This window comes from Sneathiella sp., assembly GCF_029233945.1.
Taxonomy (GTDB): domain Bacteria; phylum Pseudomonadota; class Alphaproteobacteria; order Sneathiellales; family Sneathiellaceae; genus Sneathiella.
This window is the reverse complement of sequence record NZ_JARGOQ010000054.1, coordinates 1-23073: the sequence shown is the minus strand read 5'-3', so window position 1 is coordinate 23073 and position 23073 is coordinate 1. Positions and strand designations below refer to the sequence as shown.

The following is a 23073-nucleotide window of genomic DNA, read 5'->3' as shown; positions in this document are numbered from 1 at the left end:
CCCTTGCGGAGAAATATGACGCGCTTGTCGTGCTTGACGATAGTCACGGCCTCGGTGTCATGGGCGAGACGGGCCATGGCACGGCGGAGCATTTCGGCGTTATGGACAAAATCGACATTTTCACCGGCACACTCGGTAAGGCGCTCGGCGCGGGCACGGGCGGCTTTGTTGCAGGGCCAATCGCTGTTACCGAAACCCTGATCCAGAAATCACGCCCGCATCTCTTTTCGAATGCGTTGCCCGCAAGTGTTGCTGCGGCGGGCAGTAAATCGCTTGAGCTATTGGAAGCTGACCCGAAACGGGTGCAGTCCCTGCAACGTAAAGCCGCTGGCTTCCGCGCCCGGTTAAGGGAACTTGGCCTGAGCCCGCTTGATGGCGATAGCGCCGTGGTGCCGGTAATCGTCGGTGAAACGGCCACCGCGATCCGCCTCGCGGGCGAGATGCTGGAAAAGGGCATATTCGTCACCGGTTTCGGCTTTCCCGTTGTCCCGGAAGGGGAGGCCCGGCTCCGGTTCCAGGTTTCTGCTTCCCATTCAGCGGCGGAGCTGGAAGAGGCTGCCTCCGCGCTCTCCGAGCTTCTTTTGAGAACATCCGCCGCATAAAAAAGAGTGGCGTGGTTGTTTTAGTCAGCGTCGTCCTTTAAACAGAGAGGGTCGCGGGAGCCCTCTATAGTTGGCTCCCTTACTTTTATGTGACCGAGATCGGGGCAATGGCGGGACAGCAGGCATTTGACTATGTGATTATCGGGGCAGGCTCCGCTGGTGCCGTGCTCGCGAACCGCCTGAGCGAAAACCCTGAAATCTCTGTGCTGTTGCTGGAAGCGGGTGGGGCGGGATCCTGGTGGGACTGGCGCATTCATATGCCCTCGGCGTTAAGCTACCCGATGCACTCCGCGTCACTTGCCTGGCAATATTACACCGAACCGCAGGCACATCTGGACGGCCGGAAAATATACTGGCCGCGTGGGAAAGTGCTGGGCGGCTCATCGGCGATTAACGGCATGTGCTATGTGCGGGGCAATGCGCTTGACTATGACGGCTGGGCGCAAGACCCGGGATTAAAGGATTGGTCCTACGCCGATTGCCTGCCCTATTTCAAAAAAGCCGAGACTTATGATCGTGGCGCGGATGAATATCGCGGCGGCGATGGCCCGCTGAATGTGTCTGTCGGGCGCTGCGACAACCCGCTCTATCACGCCTGGATGGAGGCGGGGCAACAGGCGGGCTATCCCTTCACCGATGATATGAACGGCTTTCAGCAGGAAGGCGTCGGTCGCATGGATATGACCGTGCATCGGGGCCGCCGCTGGAGTACGGCGCTTGCCTATCTCAAACCGGCGATGGGACGCAAAAACCTCACCATTTTCACCGGCGCGAATACCCGGCGTCTCCTTTTTGAGAAGACCCGCGCAACCGGCGTTGAATATGAACATGGCGGGCATCTCCATCAGGTGACAGCGGTGCGCGAAGTGATCTCGGCGGCGGGATCGCTCAACTCCCCGCATTTGCTGATGGTTTCAGGGGTTGGTCCGGCGGCGGCGCTCCAGAATTTCAATATTCCGGTTGTTGCCGATCTTCCAGGTGTCGGGCAGAATTTGCAGGATCATCTGGAACTTTATGTGCAACAGGAATGCACCCAGCCGATCACGCTCTATAAGGTGATGTCACCGCTTGCAAAGATGAAGGTCGGGTTGGAATGGATGCTGCTCAAAAAAGGCCTCGGCGCGACCAATCATTTCGAGGCGGGCGGCTTTATCCGGAGCGAGGCAGGGATTGAGTATCCGAACCTGCAATATCATTTCCTGCCCATGGCCGTGCGTTATGATGGCGGCAATCCAACGGATCGGCATGGCTATCAGGCGCATGTCGGGCCGATGCGCTCTACCAGCCGGGGGTATATGTCGCTTAAAAGCGGGAATATCGACGATGCACCGATCCTGCAGCCGAATTACTGTGAGACGGAGCAGGACCGCCGCGAACTGCGCGACGGGGTCAAGCTCACGCGGGAAATCTTCGCGCAAGCCGGCTTTGATCCCTATCGCGGGGCGGAGCTTGCGCCGGGATCCGAGGTCAAGACCGACGCCGAAATTGACGCCTTCGTGCGCGAAAGTGTGGAGACAGCCTACCACCCAAGCTGTACCTGCAAGATGGGCAGCGATGACATGGCCGTTGTTGATGGCGAGGGGAAAGTCCATGGCATTGAAAACCTGCGCGTGGTCGATAGTTCCATCATGCCGCATATCACCAGCGGAAACCTGAACGCACCGACGATCATGATCGCGGAAAAGCTTGCGGATGCTATCAAGGGCATTCCAGCACTTCCGCCAAGTGACGCGCCCGTCTATCGGGTCGCGGGTTGGCAGGACAGGCAACGCTGAGGAAACGAACAGAAATCTTACCCAAGGAAGATTGATGAGTAGACCAAAAAGACTGCAACTCTATATCGATGGAAAGCTGCAAAAGGCGATTTCCGGCAAAAGCTTTGCGAATTTCAATCCGGCAACGGGTGTGAAGCTTTCGGAAGTGGAGCAGGCGGGCCGCCGCGATATCGAAAAGACGGTGCAGGCGGCGCGACGGGGGTTTCAGGAATGGTCCGCCCTGCCCGGGATTGAGCGGGGGCGCGTCCTCAAGAAAGCCGCCGATATATTGCGCGAACGGCGGATGGAGCTTGCCGAGATTGAGGTCAGCGACACCGGCAAGCCAATCGCCGAAGCACCAGAGGCCGATATCGATAGCGGCGCCGATGCGTTCGAATTTTTTGGCGGGCTTGCTGCCGATATCAAGGGCACCCATCATGAGCTGGGGGCGGAGGCCTTCGCCTATACCCGCCGCGAACCGCTCGGGATATGTGCCGGGATCGGCGCGTGGAACTATCCGCTGCAGATTGCCTGCTGGAAAACGGCCCCGGCGCTTGCCGCCGGAAATTCGATGATTTTCAAGCCGTCCGAACAGACACCGACCAATGCGGTGAAGCTGGCCGAAATCCTCACCGAGGCGGGGCTGCCCAAGGGCGTGTTTAACGTCCTCCATGGCAGCGGGGAGACGGGGCATTATATCGCCATCCATCCGGAGATCGATAAAATCTCCTTCACCGGCTCGGTGCCGACGGGGCGCAAGGTGCTGGCCGATGCGGCGGGGTCAGTCAAGCATGTCACAATGGAACTTGGCGGTAAATCCCCGCTGATCGTCTTCGATGACTGCCAGATCAATAACGCTGTCTCGGCGGCGATGAATGCGAACTTTTATACGCAAGGCGAGATATGTTCCAACGGAACGCGGGTCTATGTGCATGAGGATATCCATGACGCTTTTGTCTCGATCCTGAAAAGCCGGACGGAGGCCATGGTGATCGGCGACCCGATGGACCCCGAGACCCATGTCGGCGCCCTGATCAATGCGGATCATTTCGAGAAAGTCATGGAATATGTCCGTCTCGGCATAGAGGAGGGCGCGCATCTGGTAAGCGGCGGTGAGAAAGTCACCGTAAAAGACTGCGAGAAGGGCAATTTCCTCTCGCCCGCGATTTTCACGGCCTGCCAGGATGACATGCGCATCTGCCGGGAGGAGATTTTCGGCCCCGTTATGTCGATTATGTCCTTTCGCGATGAGGACGAAGTGATTGCCCGCGCCAACGATACGGAATTCGGTCTTGCCGCCGGGGTGTTTACGCAAAACCTTTCTCGCGCGCATCGGGTGGTGGCGAAGTTGCGCGCGGGCACCTGCTGGATCAATAACTATAACCTGACGCCGGTTGGGGTGCCCTTTGGCGGCTATAAGCAATCCGGTATCGGGCGGGAAAATGCGGCGGTCGCGCTAGATCATTTTACACAGCTTAAATCCGTTTATGTGGAACTTGGCGATGTCGAGAGCAGCTACTAGTCATCTGATCCGGGCATAGCAGCCATTCGCACCCCTGCAATTGACAGCGCGGGGCAGACAGGCGAAATTGAAGGCCCGTTTATTCCCGTCGAGTAGCCCTTCCATGGAAGCCTGGATCCCGATTACCATCTTTGCGGCATTTTTTCAGAATGTCCGCACCGCCCTGCAAAAGTCCCTGAAAGGCCGTTTGAGTACGGGTGGGGCGACGTATGTGCGTTTTCTCTATGGGGCGCCCTTTGCGCTTCTTTATATTATCGGGATTGATCAGTTTACCGACCTGGCCGTGCCCGCGCCCAACAGCGAATTCGCGATATTTGTCGTCATTGGCGGGCTGGCGCAAATTCTCGCAACAGGACTGTTGGTAGCTCTTTTCAGTCTCAAGAATTTCGCCGTCGGCACGAGCTATTCAAAAACCGAGACCGTGCAGGCGGCGATCTTCGGGATCGTCATCCTCGGCGATCATGTGGGCTTGGGGGCGACGTTTGCCATCGCGGTCAGTTTTGTCGGTATTTTGTTGATCTCCATGTCTTCGAGTGTTTTTTCCATTCATGACTTCCTCTCCGGCTGGACCAGTAAGGCGGCGGGGTACGGATTGCTGTCCGGCGCGCTCTTTGGCATCTCCGCCGTTTCCTATCGCGCGGCGGCGCTCGCGCTTGGCGGGGAGGGGGCAATGGTGCCGGCGGCCTTCACCCTCGTCTGTGTCCTGTTTTTCCAGACCATTGTGATGAGCCTTTATCTTCTCATACGGGAGCCCGGAGAACTGACCAGGGTTCTCGTCAACTGGCGTTTTGCCATATGGGTCGGGCTGTCCGGGATGCTGGGGTCCGTCGGCTGGTTTACGGCGATGACCCTCCAGAACGCCGCCTATGTCCGCGCGCTCGGGCAGGTCGAGCTCGTCTTTACTTTCATTGCGTCCTATTTCTTCTTCAAGGAGAAGACGAACAGGATCGAGGCTGCGGGAATCCTTCTAATTGTTTTCGGAATCTTGCTTTTGTTGTTAGACTAACCACAATTTATTTGGATTTTTTTTGTTTTTTGCAGATTTTCGCGCTTTCGTTCTCCATATTCATCAGCTATGCTGACATAATAAGTTGATGTCAAACAATTGCGAGGTGGCCGTTGGGAAAGCATTATTCCGCACGCGAGATGATTGAGAAGCTGATCTCCTTCGATACGGTCTCGTATAATTCCAACCTTGCCCTCATTGATTTCGTTGCTGACTACCTTGCGGACCATGGCGTAGACGCCAAACGGGTCTTCAACGAAGATAAATCCAAGGCAAATCTTTACGCGACTGTCGGCCCTGAGAAAGAGGGCGGTGTTGTCCTTTCCGGCCATACGGATGTGGTTCCGGTCGAAGGCCAGCCCTGGGATACCGATCCGTTCACGGTTGTCGAGAAGGACGGCAAGCTCTATGGGCGCGGCACGTCCGATATGAAAAGCTTTTCCGCGATTGCCCTTTCGAAGGTGCCGGAAATGATTGGGAAAGGGCTCTCTGTTCCGATCCATTTTGCGCTTTCCTATGATGAGGAAGTCGGCTGCATTGGCGCGCCTTATATGATCGATGAAATCGCGACCTATCTGCCCCGGCCCCGCGCGGTCATCGTGGGGGAGCCGACGATGATGGATATTGTCTCGGCCCATAAGGGGATTATCACGCTGACAACCAAGGTTATCGGGCGTGAAGCGCATTCCAGCCTGGTCGAGGATGGCGTCAGTGCCGTCATGGTCGGGGCGGAACTGATCGCCTATATTGGCAGTATGATGGCGGAAAACAAGGCGCGCAGCAAAGCGGATTGCCCGTTCTTCCCGTCTTATACGACCCTGACCTGCGGCGTCGTACAGGGCGGAACGGCGGGTAATATTCTCGCGCGGGAATGCAGCTTTATGTGGGATATCCGGCATATACCGGAAGATAACCCGATGACCTTCGTCGAGCGGTTTATGGCCCATTGCGAGAATGATGTTCTTCCCGAACTTCGAAAAATCGCGCCGGAAGCCAGTATCGTCACCGAGGTGAAATCGACTGTCCCCGCGCTTCGGCCCGAAGACAGCGGGGAAGCGGAAATGCTGGTGCGGGCGATTACCGGCCAGAACACCGCGCATGCCGTTTCCTACGCCGCCGAGGCGGGGCAATTTCAGCAGGCGGGCTTCTCGACCGTGATCTGCGGGCCCGGTTCCATCGGGGTCGCCCATCAGCCGAATGAATATATCGACATTGCCCAAGTGACTGCGGCAGAAGAATTTATCTCACTTCTCATTGATCGGCTGGCAAAATGAGGCATATCAATTGCATTGGACAGAGATTGGACTATTCGCTAATCTCAATTTCAGAATCCGTGAATAAAACCAATAATAAACACGGCAAAAGCGCCCAATTAGGGCTGGTAAATGATCAGATAGCAAAAAGGGAGTTATCATGAAACTAAGGACAGGACTGTTTGCTGCAGTTGCCGTCGCCGCCCTTGCGGTGACGTCGCCGGTGCAGGCAAAAACCTTTAAATTTGCATTTCAGGGGGACCTGAGTTCCCTTGATCCGCATTCACTGAATGAATCCTTCCTGCTGGGCACGCTCGGCAATATTTATGAAGGGCTCGTTCTCTATGATAATAATATGCAGGTTGTGCCGGGCCTCGCGGTTTCCTGGAAGACGCTGACGCCGACAACCTGGGAATTCAAGCTGCGTGAAGGCGTGAAATTCCACGGCGGTCAGGATTTCACGGCTGATGACGTGATCTTCTCCTGGCAGCGTGCGGGCTCTGAAGGCTCCGACCAGAAAGTCCGCGGCGCGGCGATCAAGAACATCACCAAGGTCGATGATTACACCATCATCGCGGAAACTCCGGCACCGAACCCGATCCTGGTTCGCGATCTTGCCTTCCTCTACATCATGGACAAGGAATGGTCGGAAGAGCATGGCACGACCAACGCCACAAGCGCGACCGGCGATGACAAGGGCAACTATGCCAACCTGAACGCCAACGGCACTGGCCCGTTCATGGTGGAAAGCCATCAGGCCGACATCAAGACCATCATGAAGAAGAATGAAAATTACTGGAAGAAGGACATTCCGACCAATGTGACGGAAGTGATCTTCACGCCGATCAAGGAAGCGCCGACCCGTGTTGCGGCTCTTATCTCGGGTGAAGTTGATCTTGTTTATCCGGTGCCCGTACAGGACTGGCAGCGTCTGGATGAAGCAGACGGCGTGAAGGCTCTCGCCGGACCGGAAGCCCGGACGATCTTCCTCGGGATGGACCAGAGCCGTGATGAACTCCTCTATTCCAACATCAAGGGCAAAAACCCGTTCAAGGATCAGAAAGTTCGCGCGGCCTTCGCCCATGCCATCAACCTTGACGCCATCAAGGAAAAAGTGATGCGCGGCGCGGCGACCCCGACCGGTGAAATGGTCGCTCCGCAGATCAACGGCTTTGTGGAATCCCTGAATACGCCCTATGCGTTCGATCCGGAAAAGTCCAAGGCATTGCTTGCGGAAGCCGGATATCCGGATGGCTTTGAAGTGACCATGGACTGCCCGAACAACCGGTATGTCAATGACGAGAAAATCTGTCAGGCCGTTACGTCCATGCTGGCGAAAGTCGGCGTGAAGGTGGATCTGCTAGCGCAGCCGAAGTCGAAGTATTTCGGCAAGGTTCTGGAAACCGGTGGCTATGACACAAGTTTCTATCTCCTTGGCTGGACACCGGGCACCATGGATGCGGAAAATGCTCTTTCATCCCTGATTGTCTGCCAGAACAAGGAAACCAAACGGGGTCTCTTCAACCTTGGTAACTATTGTAATACGAAGGTCGATGAACTGGCCGCCGCCGTCGGTAGTGAAACCGATCAGACCAAGCGTAATGCGATGATCACGGAAGCTTTCCAGATCCTCAAAGACGAGGTTGGCTATCTGCCGATCCATCAGCAGCCTCTTTCCTGGGGTGTTAGCGATGGCGTGACCGTGAGCCAGCGTGCGGATAACGCACTTGACTACCGTTATGTTGTCGTAAAATAGACTGAATACCGGAGGGCTCGCCAGAGATGACGGGCCCTCTTTTTTTTCTCCGTCCCAACGGTGATTAATATATGATTTCCTTTATTTTCAAGCGTCTGCTGCAATCTGTTGTTGTTATGCTGGCAGTCGCGTTGATCGCCTTCTCTATGTTCCGCTTTGTCGGAGACCCCATCAACAACATGGTGGGGCAGGATACTACGCAGGAGGAGCGCGAAGCCCTCGCCGATCGACTCGGTCTCAATGACCCCTTCTTTGTGCAGTTTGGACGATTTGCCCTGAACGCCGCCGAGGGCGATTTCGGCATCTCCTACAAATATCGGGAACCGGTGAGCAATCTGATCAAGGCGCGCCTTTCCGCCACGCTGGAGCTTTCCTTCGTTGCCGCCGTTCTCACCCTTGCCTTCGGTATTCCTTTGGGCGTTTATACGGCCCTTAAGGGCAAGAGCCTGATCTCAAAGGCGGTCATGTCTTTATCCCTTATCGGGGTATCCCTGCCGACATTCCTGATCGGTATTCTGCTTATTCTGCTGTTTGGCGTTGTGCTCAGATGGTTGCCGACCTTCGGGCGCGGCGACGTTGTTGCCATTGGCTGGTGGACGACGGGCTTTTTAACGGTTTCCGGTCTCAAATCACTCATCCTTCCCTCCATTACGCTCGCGCTTTTCCAGATGACCCTGATCATGCGGCTGGTGCGGGCGGAGATGCTGGAAGTCCTGCGGACGGACTTTATCAAATTTGCGCGGGCGCGCGGCTTGCCCGACCGGGCGGTGCATTTCAAGCATGCGCTGAAAAACACGCTGGTGCCGGTGATCACTGTCACCGGGCTGCAGCTCGGTGCGCTGATCGCCTTTGCGATTATTACCGAGAGTGTCTTTCAATGGCCGGGCATGGGCCTGTTGTTTATTCAGGCAATCTCGGATGTGGATATACCGATTATGGCGGCCTATCTCGTTCTGATCGCGTTTTTCTTTGTTATTATCAATATGGTAGTCGATATTCTTTATTATACAGTTGATCCGCGATTGCGCGCGGACAGCACGGCGTAGGGGGTGGTGATGGAACAGACACAACCCGCCACGAAATCCCGCTTTCAGCGCATTTTCGACAGTGACATCTGGTATAGCTTTGTCAGAAGCCCGGTGGCGATCCTTTCGGCAGTCGTGACAATAGGTATGATCTTCGCGGCGGCGTTTGCGCCGCTGATTGCGCCCCATGATCCCTTCGATCTCGCCGCCATTGATATTATGGATTCCAGCATGCCGCCGGTATGGGACGCCTATGGCGATCCGCGGTTTATTCTGGGAACCGATGATCAGGGACGCGGTATTCTCTCGACGATCCTTTACGGGGCCCGTATTTCCCTCATTGTCGGCTTTTCCTCGGTGATATTCTCGATGATTGTCGGGATCACGCTTGGCCTGATCAGCGGATATGCGGGCGGGCGCACCGATGCCTTTATCATGCGGATCGCCGATATCCAGCTATCCTTCCCGGCCATCCTGATCGCCCTTCTGATTGACGGGGTGGCGCGCGGGGTTGTGCCCAAGGAGCTGCATACGGATATCTCCATCTATGTGTTGATTTTCGCCATCGGTATTTCCGGCTGGGTGCAATATGCCCGGACGGTGCGGGGCTCGACCCTGGTGGAGAAGAACAAGGAATATGTGCAGGCCGCGCGGGTTATCGGCATCCGGCCCCTTACAATCCTTCGCCGCCATATCCTGCCCAACGTGATGGGACCGGTGATGGTGATCGCGACCATTCATCTGGCCATCGCCATCATTACCGAGGCCACGCTCTCCTTCCTCGGGGTGGGTGTGCCGCCGACAACGCCATCGCTCGGCACGCTGATCCGCATCGGTAATGAATATCTCTTCTCCGGCGACTGGTGGATCACGATTTTCCCGGGGGCAACCCTCGTGATTTTGGTGCTTGCCGTCAATCTTTTGGGCGACTGGATGCGCGACGCCCTTAATCCGAAGCTGCGCTAGGACGATATCATGGACTTACTCAATATCAACAACCTGCGTATCGAGTTTCCAAGTCGCCATGGCACGGTTATCGCCGTTGATGATGTCACCCTGACTGTGGAGCCGGGCGAGGTTCTGGGCGTGGTCGGCGAGAGCGGCGCGGGCAAGTCGACGATCGGCAATGCGGTCATCGGCCTGCTGGAGCCGCCGGGAGAAATGACAGAAGGGCATGTCCTGCTGAAATCGGAACAGATCGATACGTTAAGCGCGGAGGCAAAGCGAAAAATCCGGGGACGGCGGATCGGTATGATCTTCCAGGATCCGCTCACCTCGCTCGATCCGCTACAAACGATTGAGCAGCAGCTTGTCGAGACAATCGATTTGCACCTGAAACTCGGGGAGAAGAAATCGCAGGCGCGGGCTGTTGATCTGTTGCGTCAGGTCGGTATTCCGGACCCGGAAACCCGGATCAAGAACTATCCGCACCAGTTTTCCGGCGGGATGCGCCAGCGGGTTGTCATTGCGCTTGCGCTCTGCGCGGAGCCGGAAGTGATTATCGCCGATGAGCCGACAACGGCGCTCGATGTCTCCATTCAGGCGCAAATTCTTGAGCTTATGCGCCGCCTCTGCAAGGACAAGCAGGTCGGCATGATCATCATTACCCACGATATGGGCGTGATTGCCGACATTACGGACCGCGTCGCGGTGATGTATCGCGGCAAGGTGGTGGAAGAAGGGACGACGGCGAAAATTCTCGGTAACCCGGATCATCCCTATACCCAGAGCCTGATCAGTGCGGTGCCGCGCCCGGATATCCGCCTCAAACGCTTTCCCATGGTCAACTATATCGAGGAAGAGGGCGAGCGGACGAAGAATATCGATCTCTCCACCCACTGGCTTGGCCGCCACCGGGATTTCGATGAAGTGCATGGCCCGCTCCTCAGCCTGAAAAACCTGGTGATGACCTTCGTGACCAAACCCGCCCTTCTAAAGAGCAACCGCATCGCCTTTAACGCGGTCGATGATGTGTCCTTCGACATCAACGAGGGGGAAGTTTTTGGCCTTGTGGGCGAGAGCGGCAGCGGTAAATCGACGGTCGCGCGGATGGTTTGCAGCCTTTACAAACCGGCGGCCGGCGAGGTGATCTTTGCCGGCACGGAAATCAGCAAGATCAAGTCGGAGAATGAGCGCGACTATTTCCGCCGTCAGATGCAGATGATCTTTCAGGACCCGTTCTCCTCGCTGAATGGCCGGATGCGGGTGATGGACATCATCGCCGAACCGATCCGCTTTCATAAGCTTGCCTCCTCCAATCAGGAAGTGGAGCAGATCGTCAATGATCTGCTCGACCATGTCGGGCTTGGGGCGCAGGCCTCTGTGCGGTTTCCGCATGAGTTTTCCGGCGGACAGCGCCAGCGTATTTCCATCGCCCGGGCGCTCGCGACCCGGCCGCGATTTCTCATCTGCGATGAACCGACCTCGGCGCTTGATGTCTCCATTCAGGCTCAAATCCTCAATCTTCTCAAAGACCTGCAGGAGGAACTTGGCCTGACCATGCTGTTTATCAGCCATGACCTGCCGGTGATCCGCCAGATGTGCGACCGGGTCGGGGTGATGAAGCAGGGCAAGCTTGTCGAAGTCTCCGCGACTGAGGATCTGTTCGAGAATCCGACGGCGGCCTATACGCGCGAACTTCTCGATTTGATGCCGCGCCTCGATAAGTTGTCGCATGAAGGGCTGGAAGTCGAAGCGGGTTAGGACGGCATCAAAGATTGATCGTCATGAATACGCTGTTCGGGTCCGGCACATAGCCCTCAAAGGGCGGGCATTCGGTGAAGCCGTGCCGCGCATACAGGGACCGGGCCGGTTTGAAGCCGGGCTGGGACCCGGTCTCCAAAAAGAGTTTCTTGTACCCCCGTTCCCGTGCCGTTGCCATCACATGGAGGAGGAGGGCGGCCGCCACGCCTTTGCCGCGATGGGCCGCTGCTGTATGCATGGATTTGATCTCCCCGGCGTTGCCCGCCAGTTCTTTCAGCGCGCCGCAGCCTAAAAGTTCTCCCGCCAGTTCCGCTCGCCAGAAAGTGATGTTGCTGGCCCGCAGTCCGTCGAGGTCGAGGGCATGGGTACTCTCCGGCGGGGAGAGGGAGCGCATCAAGGTTAAATGGGCATCAAGAAGCGCGATAATCTCATCGGAGCGGACATCATCGCGCGTAATGACAAGCTCCGTCATCAGCCCTCTTTTTCCAATCCGTTCAGGGCCATTTTGACGACCGAGGTGCCGCGCTCCCAGATCATGTTTTTCCAGTCGTCCGCATCGCAGTAAAATGCGTCGCGGATCTGCTTCTTGATCGATTTACCGAGGTCGGAATCCAGATCACCCTTCAGATAGAGCCAGTTATCCGCCCGGAGCGCGTTTAACACCTCCAGTACCGGGATGGTGCCATATTCGATGGCGACGCAAGTGTGGCTTGCCTTCGGCGCGCTTTCGCAGACCCCTGCATCAATCGTGCCCCGGACAATCGCGGAACTCGACGTGCCGGCCTCGGGCGAGGTGACATCGTCGCCATACCAGGTGAGGGCGCGGGGAAGCCCCGCCGGGTTGCCGACATAGATCAGCTCCCCATGGCCATAGGGGCCAAGGCCGGTATGGAAATCAAGCAGCGCGAGATGCCTGGCGTTGCCCGCATGTTTCTCGACCACCGCGCGCAGCGTCTTGTTGGTCCAGGAGGGCTCGAACCCGCCAAAGAAGAGGCCATCCGCATGAATATGCTGCCCGCCGGTGACGGCCGCCTGATAGGTGCCTATGCCTTTTTTCTCGATATAATCCTGAATGGCGGCGTCGGCGGCGGCGCGGGCCGGGCCGTCCCAGTCATCGGGGACCAGATTGGCATGAACCTCCGCATATTCAGGATTTTCAGGCAGGCCATCCTCAAACTTCAGGAAGTTGCGGTTAAGATCGATATTATCCTCATTCACGCGGCGGATATGGGAAAAGCCATAGGGATTGATGGCATGGATGAGAAGGACGGCTGTGTCTTCGGGCAATTCCTTGAACATGTCGGTCTCCAGCATGCCGATCTGCACACCGGAGCCGCAAAACCCCTCGCCCCCGTGAGTGGCAGAGGAGATGATCAGCACCTTGGAGGCATCATCGGGACCGATACGGGCGACATCCATATAGAGATCCTCGCCTTCCGCGCCTTTCGCCCGGTCGTTCAAATTATTTTCAACCTGCAAGCCCTGGTCCATACAGCTTTGAAGAAACTTGGTGCGTGCCTCGGCGTAGGTGGCGGAGAAAAAACCCGGTATATTCATGTCGACATACTTTCCTTATTATCGTTTCAATGTTTATAACAGAGTTAGGCATCGCCGCGCGACATTTTGAGGGGCGGAAAGGCCACAAAAAGGAAAAAACCATGTCGGATCAGCAGTATGTCATCATCGGATCGGAATATTCTCCTTTTTCCGTCAAGGTCCGTTCCTATTTCCGCTACAAAAAGATCCCGCATGAGTGGCGGCCGCGCACGCTTGAGACGCAGGCCGAATTCCAGAAATATGCCAAGCTGCCGCTTATTCCGCTCATCCTCGGCCCCGATGAGACGGTGTGGCAGGATTCCACCCCGATCATTGAGACATTCGAGGAGAAGTTCCCTGATCCGGCGCTGCAGCCGCCCTCTGCCGTGCTCGGCTATCTTTCCTGCCTGATCGAGGATTATGGCGATGAATGGGTCAACAAGCCGATGTTCCATTATCGATGGTGGCGGCCCGAGGATCAGGAGGCCGTGAGCCGGGGGCTTGCCCGTGCCGTCAACCCGAAAGGAGATCGGGAGGCGCAGGATCAACTGGCCGATACGATCCGCACCCGCATGGTACCCCGGCTTCGTTTTGTCGGCTCCAGTGAGAAGACCAAGGACGTGATTGAGGCATCTTTTGACTCGCTGCTATCGCTTCTGGCCAAACATCTTGAAGCGCGTAAATATCTGTTCGGCGGGCGTCCCTCGCTGGGTGATTTCGGACTGTTCGCGCAAATTTACTGCTGTCTTCAGCAGCCGACGACGGCAAAAATACTCAAACAGGGATACCCTGAGATAACCGACTGGATCGACCGGATGCTGAACCCGAAGGCGGAGCAGGGGTGGGAGGACTGGTCAACGCTGGCCCCAACGCTGGAGCCGCTCATCAGGAAGCAGATCGGGGATATTTATCTCCCCTGGAGCCTTGCGAATGAGCAAGCAATTCTGGGCGGGGAAGATGAATTTTCTCTCGATCTGATGGATCAGGAATTCAGCCAGAAATCGGTTAAATATGCCGCAAAATCCATCCATGTTTTACGGTCGCGCCTGGCTGATACGGCGGATCGGGAGGAGCTTGACAAGATTCTCGATCATTGCGGGTGTTTGCAACCCTTACTTTCGCAATCCTGACACGTATTTTTGCCTGTGACCATATTTTTGCCGAATTTCAATGGTAGTGATTCACCCAATGACAGGGGTGCTTTATAAGTGAAAGTGATGGATCAACCGTCATTTGCGCCATCCGGCTTCTTCTATATATATTTATTAAAAATATAATTAAATTAATATCTTGAAATTTTTTTCTAATTTTATAGATTAGCTCACTCTTTGGGCCAAATAACTATTGACGACAAACAAACTAGTATACTATGAAATATTGGTATATTATTGTTTTGTTACACGACGAATGAGACGTTACGGGGAATTTTTGTGGCACGGATCGATGCGCTTGTAAAATCTGGGGTTGTGAACAAAGAAGGGTTTTATACCCTTGGAGGGCGCCTCGCCATTGATTTTGCCAATAGTTACAAACGGATCGGCCGCGAGAAGGAAGGGATCAGCAATTTTGAGGATTTGCTGATTTTCATGAAGTCCCACCATCTGTTGCATGAAGACGAAGCCTCCGATCTTCATATGTTCCATTTTCAGAATCCCGGTCGCTGCCAGAAGGTCGTCGATGGCCTGGTCGAGCTGCGCAACGGGTTTCGCAATGTCCTGACGGAAGTCGAGCAGGGTTGGCCGGTCAGTCTGGATTTTTTTGAAGAGATCAACAAGCGGCTCGCGAGCTTCAAGAGCTATCACAAGCTTGAACCCACAGAGGAGGGGATGGCGCTTAAATCCGTCATCGATGAGAACGGACCGGAGAAGCTGATGTTCCCGATTGTCCGGGATATCGCCGATTATCTCGCGTCGGATCATGTGGAGAAAACGCGCGGCTGCGCCAGTGATGATTGCGATCTCTACTTCGTCAACCAGTCCCGCAATGGCCGCCGCCGCTGGTGCTCCATGTCGACCTGCGGCAACCGCGCCAAGGTCAACGCCTATCTGAAACGCCAGGAAGCGTAAACCCCGCTCTTAAACGACCGCCGCTCGATCACGGAGCTGGTTTTTCTGCACCTTGCCCATGGTATTTCGCGGCAGGTCATCGACAATATAGACCTCTTTCGGCACCTTGAAATTGGCGAGCTTCTCCTTCACATAGGCGATCACATCCTGATCGGTGAGGGAGGGGATGCTGCCGTCCGGCACGATGAAGGCGACAACCGCCTCGCCGAAATCCGGATGAGGCCGGCCCACCACGGCGCTTTCATCGACGCCCGGCATCTCGTCGATAAAGCTCTCGATTTCTTTCGGATAGACATTATAACCGCCGGAGATGATCAGGTCTTTTGAGCGCCCGACAATGCGGTAATAGCCATCTTCGCCCTTTTGCGTCATGTCGCCGGTGATAAAGAAGCCATCGGCGCGGAATTCGGCGGCGGTTTTCTCCGGCATCCGCCAATAGCCCTTAAAGACATTCGGCCCCTTGATTTCAAGAATGCCTATATCGCCGTCCTTCACAACATTTCCGGCGTCATCCGCGATGCGCACCTCGTTATCAAGCGGGAAGCCGACCGTGCCTGCCTTTCGCTCCCCCTCATAGGGGTTGGAGGTGATCATGCCCGCTTCCGTCATTCCGTAGCGTTCCAGAATGACGTGGCCGGTCCGCTCTTCGAATGCCTTGAAAGTTTCCGCGAGCAGCGGCGCGGAACCGGCGGTGAAGAGGCGCATATTGCGGCATACGTCCTTGGTAAATCCCGCCTCGGTCAGCAGGCGGACATAGAAGGTCGGCACCCCCATAAAGACGGTGGCCTCCGGCAGGCTTGCGATCACCGTGGCAGGATCGAATTTCTTGAGGAAAACTACCTTGGCGGCGCTCAAAAACGCGCAATGCAGGGCAACAAACAAGCCATGCACATGGAAAATCGGCAGCGCATGGAGCAGGACGTCGCCTGCCTGGAACTGCCAGTATGAATTCAGTGTTTTGGCGTTGGAGGCGAGGTTATCGTGAGTCAGCATCGCGCCTTTCGAGCGCCCCGTCGTGCCCGAGGTATAGAGGATGGCGGCAAGGTCATCGCTCGCGCGCTCAACCGTGGTAAAATCCGTGGGAAGCGCTGCCGCACTGTCCATCAGGCTGCCCATGCCATCATTATCGAGGGTAAAGACCGCCTTCACGCCCGCCTTCTCGGCAAGGGCGCTTATCTCGGTATGGGAGGCTGGATCGCAAACCACAATGGCGGGCTCGGCATCGGTGATGAAATACTCGATCTCGGCGGATTTATAGGCGGTGTTGAGCGGAAGATAGACGAGACCGGCACGCAGGCAGGCGAGGTACAGGATCACCGCCTCCACCGATTTGCCGACCTGGACAGCGACGCGATCACCCGGCACAGCGCCGGAATTGCTGAGCAGATGCGCAAGCCGCGCCGATCCGTCTGAGATATCCTGAAAGCTGTAGGAGGCTATTTCCGGGCCCTCAAACGCGATGTCGGCCCTGTTGGCCGGAAACCGGCTGTCGAAAAGACTGTACAGATTTTTGTTCGGCATTTCCCTGATATCTCCGTCCTGGCCCTGGCGTCATAATATGTTGCCGGGTTTAGGGTAGTCTTCCCTTAAAGGCAAGATCGTCATAACATGCTGCCTCCTCTCGGACGCACGGGATAGAGCATATTTTCAAAAAAAGAACATGTCCCTGCCTTACTTTAACGGCAAATTGATATTATCTGTCTAGTAGTTACATTGATTGCACGAACCTGATCGACGAACCCTAATCCAAAGAGAAGAAGATGGCGCCCACTTTTGTATCCCAGCTTTTTAACTCCATTGCCGACACCGGCCGTGAACTCCTTGATCTGCGCGGCGGGAAAAAGCGCGGGCAGGGAATAAAGGAGTTATGCCGTGATCTCCTGACCCAGAAGGGTGAGGCGTCGGGCATGGCGCTTGCGCGGGATGCGGTGGAGGTTTGGAGCGCGCTTGACGATAAGGAAAAGCTCGACTTCCTTGAGTTCCTGAACAAGGAAATGGCGCCGGACCAGAAAAAAATCGAGGACGCGGTCGCCGCCTATCACAAGGAGGGGAGCGCGGAGAATTACAAAACGCTGACCGATGCGATTGAGGCTCCGCGTCAGGAGTTGATGCGGCGGCTCAACTTTGCCCCGGGCGGTACGGCGGCGATTGTCGCCATGCGCAAATTCCTGGTCGAGCATCTGCGCGCACATCCCGAACTCAAGGCCGTCGATAGCGATCTGCAGCATCTGCTCAGTTCCTGGTTCAACCGAGGCTTCCTGACGCTGGAGCGGATTGACTGGCGCACGCCTGCCGTGGTGCTCGAAAAGCTGATCGAGTATGAGGCTGTGCATGAAATTGACGGGTGGGACGATCTGCGCCGCCGCCTCGATCAGGACCGGCGCTGCTTTGCCTTTTTCCATCCGGCACTGCCCGATGAGCCGCTGATCTTTGTCGAGGTTGCGCTCGTGAAGGGGCTCGCCTCGGCCATTCCGCCGCTTCTCTCGCGCGATACGGAGCGGGGCGATCCGACAAAAGCGGATACGGCGATTTTCTATTCCATTAGTAACTGTCAGGCTGGACTTAAAGGCATCAGCTTTGGTAACTTCCTGATCAAGCAGGTGGTGGCGGAACTCTCGGCGGAGCTGCCCAATTTACGTCATTTCGCGACCCTGTCGCCGATTCCCGGTTTTACGCGGTGGCTAACCACATTGAAAGGCGCCGCGGCGGGCATGCATTTTAAGGATATCAATGTTGTTCGCAAGGCGATTGCCGATCCGGACTGGCGGAATAAGCCTGAAACCGTGGAAGCCGTGCGCGAGCCGCTGGAGAAACTCTGTGCCCACTACCTGATTAACGAGAAGAAAGGCAGCCGCCCCCTCGATCCGGTCACGCGCTTTCACCTTGGCAATGGCGCAAGGCTGGAACAGCTCAACTGGATGGGCGACGACTCCCCCAACGGGCTTGCGCAGTCTGCGGGGCTGCTGGTGAATTATTATTACAGCCTCAAGGATATCGAGAAGAACCACGAGGCTTACGCGAATGAGCGCAAAGTCGTGGCCTCTTCCGCATTGCAATCCCTCGCCAAAAACGGCAAGAAATAAGGAACGCTCACGCCAATTGCACTTCGTCCCTGTGGTCGCGTCATTTTTTTGTCGACGGCATGGGGGCGATGCTTATAATCGGGCGCGAAGACGATGGGATTAGTCCTACGGATCGACAACAATTAAAAATAAACAACAAGAAGGAATAGAAATGTCGGATCAAAATATGCTTGCAGGTAAAGTTGTGGTAGTAACGGGCGCGGGCCGGGGTGTCGGCCGGGGCATCGCCATCATGTGCGCGTCCCAGGGCGCGAAAGTCGTGGTCAACGACCTCGGCGGCACCGAGCAGGGCGAAGGCGCGGATCAGATCCCGGCCATGGAAGTGGTGAAAACCATCACCGATGCGGGCGGGGAAGCCATCGCCAACTTCGGCAATGTCGCAAGTTCCGATGACGCAGGCCAGATGATCGAGGATGCGCGAAAAGAGTTCGGCAGCATCGATTGCATCGTCAATAACGCCGGTATCCTGCGCGACGTGATTTTCCATAAAATGACCGAGGCCGAATGGGACGCCGTGATCGCCGTCCATCTGAAGGGCAGCTTTAACGTCGCCCGCGCTGCCGCACCATATTTCCGCGAGCAGCAAAGTGGCTCCATGGTCCATATGACTTCGACCTCGGGTTTGATCGGCAACTTCGGGCAGGCAAACTACGCCGCCGCGAAACTCGGTATCGTCGGGCTGTCACGCTCTATCGCGCTTGATATGTCCCGCTTTGGCGTGCGCTCCAACTGTATCTCTCCTTTTGCCTGGTCCCGCCTGATTGGCACCATTCCACAAGGCACGGATGCGGAACGTGAGCGCGTTGCAAAAATCCAGCAGATGACACCTGAGAAAATTGCGCCGCTCGCAGTTTATCTTCTCTCTGATCAGGCTGCCGACATCACGGGTCAGATTTTTGTCGTCCGCAATAACGAGATTTGCCTGATGAGCCAGCCGCGGCCCATCCGCAACCTGCAGACCTCCGATGGCTGGACGCCGGAAACCGTGGCGGCGCGCTTCGGCCCGGCCGTCAAATCATCTCTCGTGCCACTGGAACGCTCCGGTGACGTCTTCTCCTGGGATCCGGTATAGGGAGCGGCCGCATGACAATCGATTATGACAAGATCATAAACTGGAAGTTCGAGGATATCGAACAGACCTATACGTCAAAGGACAGCATCCTTTACGCGCTCGGTGTCGGGCTTTCCATGGACCCTCTCGATATGGATCAGCTCCGCTTCACTTATGAAGAGGATTTGCTGGCCCTGCCGACCATGGCCGTGGTGCTCGCCTATCCGGGCTTCTTCCTGAAAGACCCCGAATTCGGCGTGGACTGGGTGAAGGTTCTGCATGGGGAGCAGGGGATTGAAATCCATAAACCTCTGCCCGCCGAAGGCACGGTCGTCGGCACGACCAAGATCACCGAGATCATCGACAAGGGGGAGGGCAAGGGCGCGCTCATGTACTCCACCCGTGAAGTGCGGGAGAAGGCAAGCGGCGATCTGCTCGCGACCCTGTCCTCGACAACCTTCTGCCGGGGGGATGGCGGTTTTGGCGGCCCAAAGGTGGAAGCCCCGAAACCGCATGAGCTGCCGGATCGTGATCCCGACAGCATGGTCGAGCTTCCTACCCTGGACCAGGCGGCGCTTATCTATCGCCTGAGCGGAGACTTCAACCCGCTCCATGCGGACCCGCGCGTGGCAACGAACGCCGGTTTCAAGGCGCCGATCCTGCATGGTCTCGGCACGCTGGGCGTGGCGGGCCATGCGCTCGTCAAGCAGGCCTGCGGCTATGATCCGGCGAAGCTGAAATCGCTCCGCCTGCGGTTCTCCTCCCCGGTTTATCCCGGCGAGACGATCGTTACCGAGATGTGGCATGACGGGGATGTCACCTCTTTCCGCTGCCGGGTGAAGGAGCGGGATATCGTCGTTCTCAACAACGGCTACGCGAAGATTGCCTGATCGCAGGCTTTCGCATTATGGAACGGCAGGATTGCTATAAAATTCTGCCGTTCTTTCTTTTACGGGGCGCGCCAACTACCAGTTTTACATAAGGAAACGCAATAATGGATGTTGAGGAAGCAATCCTGTCCCGGCGGTCAATCCGCGCCTTTACGGACCAGCCGGTCCCGAAGGAGAAAATCGAGAAGATTCTGGAAATTTCACAACGCGCGCCGAGTGGCACCAATACCCAGCCCTGGCATACCTATGTCTGCACCGGCGAGGTCAAGGATGCGATTTCCCGCGACGTTCTCGACATGGCCGAAAAGGGGCAGGCCAAAAAGTATGAGGACCTTGATTACTATCCGGCCAAATGGAAGGATATCCACCGCGATCGGCGTCGGGGTGTCGGCTGGAGTCTCTATGGCCTGCTCGGGATTGAAAAAGGCGACCGGGAAGGTTCCATGCGGCAGGCCCGGCGTAATTTTCTATTCTTCGATGCGCCGGTCGGGCTGTTTTTCACGGTCGATGCCTATCTTCTTCGCGGTAGCTGGAGTGATGCGGGCCTCTATATGCAGACCGTCATGCTGGCAGCGCGGGGCGAGGGGGTGCATACCTGCCCGCAGGCCGCCTGGATCAATTATCCGGATCCTATCCTCCGGCATCTCAATATTCCGGACGATCAGGTTCTGGTTTCCGGCATGGCCATGGGCTATGAAGATACAACCGCGATTGAGAACACTCTGGTGAGCGAACGCGAAGATGTAGCGAATGTTGTTCACTACGTCGGATTTGACAAATGACAGGAGCAAGCTTGTGAAAGTATCTGAGGCCATCAAATCACGGATCACCGTGCGCCAGTTTCTGGATAAACCGGTCCCGGAACAGACCGTCCGGGAGATTCTCGAAATCTCAAAGCGCGCGCCCTCCGGCGGCAATCTGCAGCCGTGGAATGTCCATGTCGTGGCGGGTGAGCCGTTACAGGCATTAATCAAGGATATCGAGGGGAAGCTGAAAAGCGGCGTGACGGAAGACCCCGAGTATAACGTCTATCCGCCGGACCTTATTGATCCTTACAAAACCCGCCGCCGCATTGTCGGCCAGCAGCTTTATGACCTGATCGGGGTGCCCCGCTCCGACACACCCGGCAAGCTCAAGCAGCTTGCGCGTAATTTCCGTTTCTTCGATGCACCGGTTGGCATGTTCTTCGTGCTGCATCGACAGATGGAGATCGGGCAATATGCGGATGTCGGCATGTTTATGGAGAATATCATGCTGCTCGCCCGCGAATACGGCCTCGATACCTGCCCGCAGGAGGCCTGGGCCCGCTGGCCGCAAACCCTGAAGGAACATCTCTCGCTCAGCGATGACGAGATGCTTTTCTGCGGCCTCGCGCTTGGCTATAAAGATGAAACGGCGGTCATCAACGAGTTGGTTTCCGAGCGCGAAACATTCGAGAATTTTGTGACCCTGCACGGGCTCTGAGGCAAGACAGATTATGGATTCTGATATTATCCCCCAAATCCGACAGACCGTTCGCCAGCTATGCGAGGGCTTCCCCGGGGCCTATTGGCGCGAAAAGGATCGGGAGCGCGCCTACCCTTCCGAATTCGTCACCGCCCTGACCGATGCGGGACTGCTCTCCTCCCTGATCCCGGAGGAATATGGCGGGGCGGGGCTGCCCCTCAGTGTCGCCTCGGCTATTCTGGAAGAAATCCATGCGAACGGCTGCAACGGCGCCGCCTGCCATGCGCAGATGTACACCATGGGCACGCTGCTCCGTCATGGATCGGAGGAACAGCGGCGGAAATATCTTCCCGGCATCGCGAGCGGGGAGCTGCGCCTTCAGGCCTTCGGCGTCACCGAGCCGACGGCGGGCACGGATACTACCAGCATTTCGACAATGGCGGTGCGTGATGGCGATGAGTATGTGGTCAATGGCCAGAAAGTCTGGACATCCCGCGCCGAATATTCCGATTTGATGATCCTGCTCGCGCGGACAACGGCGAAGGACAAGGTCGCCAAGCGCGCCGACGGCCTCTCCGTCTTTGTTGTGGATATGCGGGAAGTGGTCGGCAACGGCATGACGATCCGTCCGATCCGTACCATGATTAATCACGCCACAACGGAAGTCTTCTTCGATAATATGCGTATCCCGGCCTCGAGCCTGATCGGGGAGGAAGGGAAGGGGTTTCGCTATATCCTGACCGGCATGAATGCGGAGCGGATATTGATTGCGTCCGAATGTATCGGCGATGCGGACTGGTTTATCAGGACCGCGTCTGATTATGCGCGGGAGCGGAGCGTCTTCGGACGACCCATCGGTCAGAATCAGGGTGTCCAGTTCCCGATCGCCCGCGCCTTTGCCGAAACGCGCGCGGCCAAGCTGATGGTGACGGAGGCCTGCCGTCTTTACGATGCGGGAGAGCCCTGCGGCGGGGAGGCCAATATGGCGAAGATGCTGGCCTCGGAAGCGTCCTGGGCGGCGGGGGAGGCCTGCCTCCAGACCCATGGCGGCTTCGGCTTTGCTGAGGAATATGATGTGGAGCGGAAATTCCGCGAAACCCGGCTTTATCAAATCGCGCCGATCTCGACCAACCTCATCCTCTCCTATATCGCGGAGCATGAGCTTAAGCTGCCGCGTTCCTATTGACTGATTCTGCCGGGCGGCGCGAAAAAATAAATCTGGCGGAATTGTTCTAAATTCAGCGCTGACCCTGCGTCATTCTGTGGAGGCCGGGTGCTTTAAAACTACAAGATATAGAAATTGTCAAAAAAGCATCATTTAAGGTGTTGACGTAATTTTGTTGAGGACCTATAACCCGCGTCACGCCGACGGGGCGGGTC

Annotated in this window: 20 protein-coding genes; 17 read left to right on the top strand and 3 right to left on the bottom strand. The window is 56.4% G+C overall.

The annotated features are described in order from the left end of the window. The 9 genes from P1U71_RS14945 to P1U71_RS14905 all read left to right on the top strand — a co-directional run. A partial coding sequence (locus P1U71_RS14945; RefSeq protein ID WP_301106427.1) for an aminotransferase class I/II-fold pyridoxal phosphate-dependent enzyme occupies positions 1–602 on the top strand: 602 nt, incomplete at its 5' end. 107 nt (positions 603–709) lie between these two features. After that, positions 710–2377: a choline dehydrogenase gene (gene betA, locus P1U71_RS14940; RefSeq protein ID WP_301106426.1), complete on the top strand. Its 1668-nt coding sequence runs from the start codon at positions 710–712 to the stop codon at positions 2375–2377. A gap of 34 nt (positions 2378–2411) precedes the next feature. After that, positions 2412–3878: a betaine-aldehyde dehydrogenase gene (gene betB / locus P1U71_RS14935; protein ID WP_301106425.1), complete on the top strand. Its 1467-nt coding sequence runs from the start codon at positions 2412–2414 to the stop codon at positions 3876–3878. Positions 3879–3981: 103 nt separating this feature from the next. After that, a complete protein-coding gene (locus P1U71_RS14930) occupies positions 3982–4884 on the top strand; it encodes a DMT family transporter (protein WP_301106424.1) in 903 nt (300 codons plus the stop codon). 113 nt (positions 4885–4997) lie between these two features. Continuing rightward, complete coding sequence (argE, locus tag P1U71_RS14925) at positions 4998–6158, top strand: acetylornithine deacetylase (protein WP_301106423.1); 1161 nt, start codon at positions 4998–5000, stop codon at positions 6156–6158. Positions 6159–6297: 139 nt separating this feature from the next. Then, positions 6298–7893 carry an ABC transporter substrate-binding protein gene (locus tag P1U71_RS14920; RefSeq protein WP_301106422.1) on the top strand — a complete coding sequence of 532 codons (1596 nt, stop codon included), beginning with the start codon at positions 6298–6300 and terminating at the stop codon, positions 7891–7893. Positions 7894–7964: 71 nt separating this feature from the next. Further along, positions 7965–8939 carry an ABC transporter permease gene (locus P1U71_RS14915; RefSeq protein ID WP_301106420.1) on the top strand — a complete coding sequence of 325 codons (975 nt, stop codon included), beginning with the start codon at positions 7965–7967 and terminating at the stop codon, positions 8937–8939. Between the two features lie 9 nt (positions 8940–8948). Further along, a complete protein-coding gene (locus tag P1U71_RS14910; protein WP_301106419.1) occupies positions 8949–9884 on the top strand; it encodes an ABC transporter permease in 936 nt (311 codons plus the stop codon). Positions 9885–9893: 9 nt separating this feature from the next. Further along, positions 9894–11621, top strand: coding sequence for an ABC transporter ATP-binding protein (locus P1U71_RS14905; protein ID WP_301106418.1), 1728 nt, complete (start codon positions 9894–9896; stop codon positions 11619–11621). Positions 11622–11628: 7 nt separating this feature from the next. Here the strand turns inward: P1U71_RS14905 and P1U71_RS14900 are convergent, their stop codons facing one another. Together P1U71_RS14900 and P1U71_RS14895 are read right to left on the bottom strand one after the other, a co-directional pair. Then, entirely contained in the window at positions 11629–12093 is a 465-nt protein-coding gene (locus tag P1U71_RS14900) for a GNAT family N-acetyltransferase (RefSeq protein WP_301106417.1), read from the bottom strand. Beyond that, complete coding sequence (locus tag P1U71_RS14895; RefSeq protein ID WP_301106416.1) at positions 12093–13178, bottom strand: M14 family metallopeptidase; 1086 nt, start codon at positions 13176–13178, stop codon at positions 12093–12095. Before P1U71_RS14895 ends, P1U71_RS14900 begins: the two co-directional genes overlap by 1 nt. A gap of 101 nt (positions 13179–13279) precedes the next feature. On the opposite strand from P1U71_RS14895, the gene P1U71_RS14890 reads away from it, so the two are divergent. Further along, on the top strand, positions 13280–14287 hold the full coding sequence (locus tag P1U71_RS14890; protein WP_301106415.1) for a glutathione S-transferase family protein: 1008 nt from the start codon (positions 13280–13282) through the stop codon (positions 14285–14287). Positions 14288–14587: 300 nt separating this feature from the next. Then, positions 14588–15223, top strand: a complete 636-nt coding sequence (locus P1U71_RS14885) for a CGNR zinc finger domain-containing protein (RefSeq protein ID WP_301106414.1) — start codon at positions 14588–14590, stop codon at positions 15221–15223. A gap of 9 nt (positions 15224–15232) precedes the next feature. On the opposite strand, the gene P1U71_RS14880 is transcribed toward P1U71_RS14885, so the two are convergent. After that, a complete protein-coding gene (locus P1U71_RS14880) occupies positions 15233–16744 on the bottom strand; it encodes a malonyl-CoA synthase (RefSeq protein WP_301106413.1) in 1512 nt (503 codons plus the stop codon). 239 nt (positions 16745–16983) lie between these two features. Between P1U71_RS14880 and P1U71_RS14875 the strand changes: the two genes are divergently transcribed. From P1U71_RS14875 to P1U71_RS14850, 6 genes are all read left to right on the top strand, one after another. Next, positions 16984–18306 carry a malonyl-CoA decarboxylase gene (locus P1U71_RS14875; protein WP_301106412.1) on the top strand — a complete coding sequence of 441 codons (1323 nt, stop codon included), beginning with the start codon at positions 16984–16986 and terminating at the stop codon, positions 18304–18306. 151 nt (positions 18307–18457) lie between these two features. After that, positions 18458–19378: an SDR family oxidoreductase gene (locus P1U71_RS14870; RefSeq protein ID WP_301106411.1), complete on the top strand. Its 921-nt coding sequence runs from the start codon at positions 18458–18460 to the stop codon at positions 19376–19378. Positions 19379–19389: 11 nt separating this feature from the next. Next, positions 19390–20247, top strand: a complete 858-nt coding sequence (locus P1U71_RS14865) for a MaoC/PaaZ C-terminal domain-containing protein (protein WP_301106410.1) — start codon at positions 19390–19392, stop codon at positions 20245–20247. A 104-nt stretch (positions 20248–20351) separates the two neighbouring features. After that, positions 20352–21029: a nitroreductase gene (locus tag P1U71_RS14860; protein ID WP_301106409.1), complete on the top strand. Its 678-nt coding sequence runs from the start codon at positions 20352–20354 to the stop codon at positions 21027–21029. 13 nt (positions 21030–21042) lie between these two features. Next, positions 21043–21711 (top strand): nitroreductase, encoded by a 669-nt coding sequence (locus P1U71_RS14855; protein WP_301106407.1) that lies wholly within the window; start codon positions 21043–21045, stop codon positions 21709–21711. 13 nt (positions 21712–21724) lie between these two features. After that, positions 21725–22879 (top strand): acyl-CoA dehydrogenase family protein, encoded by a 1155-nt coding sequence (locus tag P1U71_RS14850; RefSeq protein ID WP_301106406.1) that lies wholly within the window; start codon positions 21725–21727, stop codon positions 22877–22879. Positions 22880–23073: the final 194 nt, after the last annotated feature.

Excerpts from the sequence above, each read along its gene's own strand:
- P1U71_RS14910 (WP_301106419.1), top strand. The coding sequence starts at position 8,949 with ATGGAACAGACACAACCCGCCACGAAATCCCGCTTTCAGCGCATTTTC.
- P1U71_RS14900 (WP_301106417.1), bottom strand. The coding sequence starts at position 12,093 with ATGACGGAGCTTGTCATTACGCGCGATGATGTCCGCTCCGATGAGATT.
- P1U71_RS14890 (WP_301106415.1), top strand. The coding sequence starts at position 13,280 with ATGTCGGATCAGCAGTATGTCATCATCGGATCGGAATATTCTCCTTTT.
- P1U71_RS14930 (WP_301106424.1), top strand. The coding sequence starts at position 3,982 with ATGGAAGCCTGGATCCCGATTACCATCTTTGCGGCATTTTTTCAGAAT.
- P1U71_RS14875 (WP_301106412.1), top strand. The coding sequence starts at position 16,984 with ATGGCGCCCACTTTTGTATCCCAGCTTTTTAACTCCATTGCCGACACC.
- P1U71_RS14915 (WP_301106420.1), top strand. The coding sequence starts at position 7,965 with ATGATTTCCTTTATTTTCAAGCGTCTGCTGCAATCTGTTGTTGTTATG.
- P1U71_RS14920 (WP_301106422.1), top strand. The coding sequence starts at position 6,298 with ATGAAACTAAGGACAGGACTGTTTGCTGCAGTTGCCGTCGCCGCCCTT.
- P1U71_RS14860 (WP_301106409.1), top strand. The coding sequence starts at position 20,352 with ATGGATGTTGAGGAAGCAATCCTGTCCCGGCGGTCAATCCGCGCCTTT.
- betB (WP_301106425.1), top strand. The coding sequence starts at position 2,412 with ATGAGTAGACCAAAAAGACTGCAACTCTATATCGATGGAAAGCTGCAA.
- P1U71_RS14850 (WP_301106406.1), top strand. The coding sequence starts at position 21,725 with ATGGATTCTGATATTATCCCCCAAATCCGACAGACCGTTCGCCAGCTA.
- P1U71_RS14870 (WP_301106411.1), top strand. The coding sequence starts at position 18,458 with ATGTCGGATCAAAATATGCTTGCAGGTAAAGTTGTGGTAGTAACGGGC.
- P1U71_RS14880 (WP_301106413.1), bottom strand. The coding sequence starts at position 16,744 with ATGCCGAACAAAAATCTGTACAGTCTTTTCGACAGCCGGTTTCCGGCC.
- P1U71_RS14905 (WP_301106418.1), top strand. The coding sequence starts at position 9,894 with ATGGACTTACTCAATATCAACAACCTGCGTATCGAGTTTCCAAGTCGC.
- betA (WP_301106426.1), top strand. The coding sequence starts at position 710 with ATGGCGGGACAGCAGGCATTTGACTATGTGATTATCGGGGCAGGCTCC.
- P1U71_RS14895 (WP_301106416.1), bottom strand. The coding sequence starts at position 13,178 with ATGAATATACCGGGTTTTTTCTCCGCCACCTACGCCGAGGCACGCACC.
- P1U71_RS14865 (WP_301106410.1), top strand. The coding sequence starts at position 19,390 with ATGACAATCGATTATGACAAGATCATAAACTGGAAGTTCGAGGATATC.